Genomic DNA, 3,120 nt, shown 5'->3' with positions numbered 1-3,120 from the left:
GCGCGTCAAAGTCGATCTCGGCGCTGGCCGCGAGGCAATCCACCTCGAAAGCAAACAGCGCCGACATGCCCTCCTGACCGGAAAACCGTTGCAGAACAAGAACATCAGACCCAAGGACCGTCGAAAGACGCCCAAGGCGGGACGACTGGGAATAAGAAGGCATGGGCAACCAATACGTGAGAATGTGTTGGCTATATGTTTCCAATATCCGTTTTGATCGCAACCAGAAAATGAGTGGCACAACCCGCAGCCCCGCCGCCTGCGCCTTCGGGCAGGGGCGGGCATTGCCGGTTGCAACAGGGCGCCCGCCGTGAGAGGGTGAGGGCCTGTTCTGAACGGCTCGTTCAGGGCCTTGAAAGGGTCAGGTCATGAAATCTGTGCTTCTGTGTCTTGCCATTGCCTGTGTTGCCACGCCCGTCGCCGCAGCCGACATGAGCAAGGAGCAGCTTTTGCAGCTTGCCATCGACCGCAAGACCTGTGGCGAGGCGCAGCCGCGCGATGCCTATTATGATCCGCCGGGCGGGAATGTGGTGAAGGTGGTGTGCAGCGAGCCCACCGCCGCGTTCATCCCCTCGGTCGGGGCTTTGGGCGCGGTCGGGGCGGCGGGTGCCGCCGTGGCGGGCATTGCGCTGGTGGCTTCGGCGGCGGGCGGCGGCTCTACCCCCTCGACCAACTGACTGCTTTCGCGCCGCGTGTTCGGGGCCTTTGCCTCCCGTGTGCTGGCGCGCCGGGCCGCGCCGGTCAGGCCGCTGCCCGGAGAGCCGCTGTTCCTGCTGCCCGATCTGCACGGCGCCTTGCCGCTGTTGCAGGCGGCGTTGGCGCGCAAGGCAGAGGCATTCGCGCCGCACCGGCTGGTGGTGCTGGGCGATATGCTGGATCGCGGGGCGGACAGTGCCGGGGTGGTGCGCTGCCTGATGGGCCTGCCCGAGGCGATCTGCCTGATGGGCAATCACGAGGCCATGCTGCTGGATGTGCTGGATGATCCGGCGCGCCATGGCGCGGCCTGGTTGCGCCATGGCGGGCTGGAGACCTTGCTGAGCTTTGGCATGCAGGGCCTGCCGCGCGACGCGGCCGAGCTGGCGGATATGGCCGCCGACCTGCGCCGCCGGATGGGCGCGGCGATGATCGGCTGGCTGCGCGAACGCCCGCTTTACTGGCAAAGCGGCAATGTGGTGGCGGTGCATGCGGGGCTGGACCCGCGCAAGGCGCTGGCCCGGCAAAGCCGCGAGACCCTGCTATGGGGGCATCCGGCCTTTGGGCGGGGGCCGCGCCGGGATGGGCTGTTTGTGGTTCATGGCCATAGCATTGTGCCGCAGGCGCGCATCGCGGAGGGGCGGCTGATGCTGGATACCGGCGCCTATGCCACGGGCACCCTGTCCTTTTCGGTTATGGACCCGGGTTCTGTTATGGACTCGGGCCGGGCTGATATTTATAGCTTGCGGCTGGACTGACCGCAGAGACTTCACAGGGACCGGATACGGACCGCCGCCTTCAGACGACGAGACCCCGCATGCCGCGCCTTTGCCTGACATCCTTCCTCTGGCTGACGCTGACCGCTGGCCTTGCCATGGCCGAGGCCGAGGAGGCGCCGGGCCTGTCTTATTACGGCGTGCCGGGCCATATCACCATGCCCTCGGGCTTTGCGCTGCCGGACGGGGTGTTTGCGCTGTCGGTGGCGACGCAGGGCGACATGATCCGGCGCGGCAATCTGGTCTTCCAGATCTCGCCCCGCATCACCGGCGTGTTTCGCTATGGCTATCTGGAAGATTTCAACATCGACGAAGGCGGCATCTCGCTTTACGACCGCAGTTTCGATGTGATCTTCCATCTGGCCGATGAAGACCCGGAGGGCTGGCGCCCGGCGCTGGCGTTGGGGTTGCAGGATTTCGGCGGCACCGGGATTTATGGCGCCGAATATCTGGTGGCGAGCCGCCATTTCGGGCCGCGCGTCACGGCCTCTGCCGGGATCGGCTGGGGGCGGTTGGGCAGCTATGGCAGTTTTGACAACCCGCTGTCGCTGATCTCTGACCGCTTCGACACCCGCAGCACCACGGGCGAAACCGGGCGGCTGGCGCTGGACAGTTACTTTCGGGGCGATGCGGCGCTGTTTTTCGGGATGGATTGGCAGGCAAGCGACCGCCTGCGGCTGTCGCTGGAATATTCGTCGGATGCGATGGTGCGCGAGGCCGAGATCATCGGCTTTGACCATCGCACGCCGATCAATTTCGGGCTGGATTACCGGCTGGCGGGCGGCGGCCATGTGGGGGTTTCGCTGCTGCATGGCTCGGCGCTGTCGTTCACCTTCAGCAAGGTGCTGGACCCGCGCCGCCCGGCGGCACCTTCGGGGCGGGAGCCTGCGCCCCCGGCGGTGGGGCGCGGCGATGCGGCGGCGGCGGCAAGCTGGGGGCCTTTGCCCGCGGCGGGCGGAGATCAGGGCGGCGAGGCCGGGCTGAAGGCGGCGCTGGCGGCGCAGGGCATCGGGCTGGAAGCGCTGACGGTGGAGGGCGACACGGCAAGTGTGGCCATCGAGAACCGCATCTGGTCGGCGCAGGCGCAGGCTTTCGGGCGGACGGCGCGGGTGATGTCGGGCCTCTTGCCGCCTGAGGTGACCACCTTCCGGCTGCGCAGCCTGACGCGGGGCATGCCGATGCAGGAAGTGACCCTGACGCGGCAGGATCTGGAGGCGCTGGAATATGCGCCCGATGGCGCGTGGCAGGCCTGGGTGCGGGCTGAGACGGTGGATGCCGCCACCCGCCCCGATCCGCGCCTGAACCCGGAGGCCAGCCATACGCTGCGCCTGCGCCCCTATGCGCAGCCGGGCCTCTTCGACCCCGACAATCCGCTGCGCTTTGATCTGGGGGCCGAGCTGGTGGGCGAGTGGTCGCCGCTGCCAGGCCTGCATCTGTCGGGCGCGATCCGGCAAAAGCTGGCGGGCAATCTGGATCAGGCCAATCGCCCCTCCACCTCGGTGCTGCCGCATGTGCGATCGGATGCGGCGCTGTATTACAAGACCGATGATCCGCAGGTGGAATGGCTGACGGCAGAGTATTTTCTGCGGCCGGGGCGCGATCTTTACGGCCGTCTGACCCTTGGTCTGTTCGAGCGGATGTATGGCGGCGT

The 3,120-nt window shown here is 67.2% G+C and carries 3 protein-coding genes; all 3 read left to right on the top strand.

Annotated features, from left to right (window positions below; translation table 11 throughout):
* Nucleotides 1-368: 368 nt before the first annotated feature.
* A complete protein-coding gene (locus JNN06_RS03935; protein ID WP_291238296.1) occupies nt 369-677 on the top strand; it encodes a hypothetical protein in 309 nt (102 codons plus the stop codon).
* 39 nt (nt 678-716) lie between these two features.
* Nucleotides 717-1,451 (top strand): metallophosphoesterase, encoded by a 735-nt coding sequence (locus tag JNN06_RS03930; protein ID WP_291238295.1) that lies wholly within the window; start codon nt 717-719, stop codon nt 1,449-1,451.
* Nucleotides 1,452-1,510: 59 nt separating this feature from the next.
* Nucleotides 1,511-3,120, top strand: a 1,610-nt coding sequence (locus JNN06_RS03925) for a YjbH domain-containing protein (RefSeq protein ID WP_291238294.1), incomplete at its 3' end; no start/stop codon positions are given.

It is taken from the genome of Gemmobacter sp. (genome assembly GCF_016792925.1).
Classification (GTDB): Bacteria; Pseudomonadota; Alphaproteobacteria; order Rhodobacterales; family Rhodobacteraceae; genus Gemmobacter.
Note: the sequence above shows the minus strand (reverse complement) of the source record. Positions and strands in the feature narration are given on the sequence as shown.

Coding starts and splice junctions, on each gene's coding strand:
- JNN06_RS03935 (WP_291238296.1), top strand. CDS start 369: ATGAAATCTGTGCTTCTGTGTCTTGCCATTGCCTGTGTTGCCACGCCC.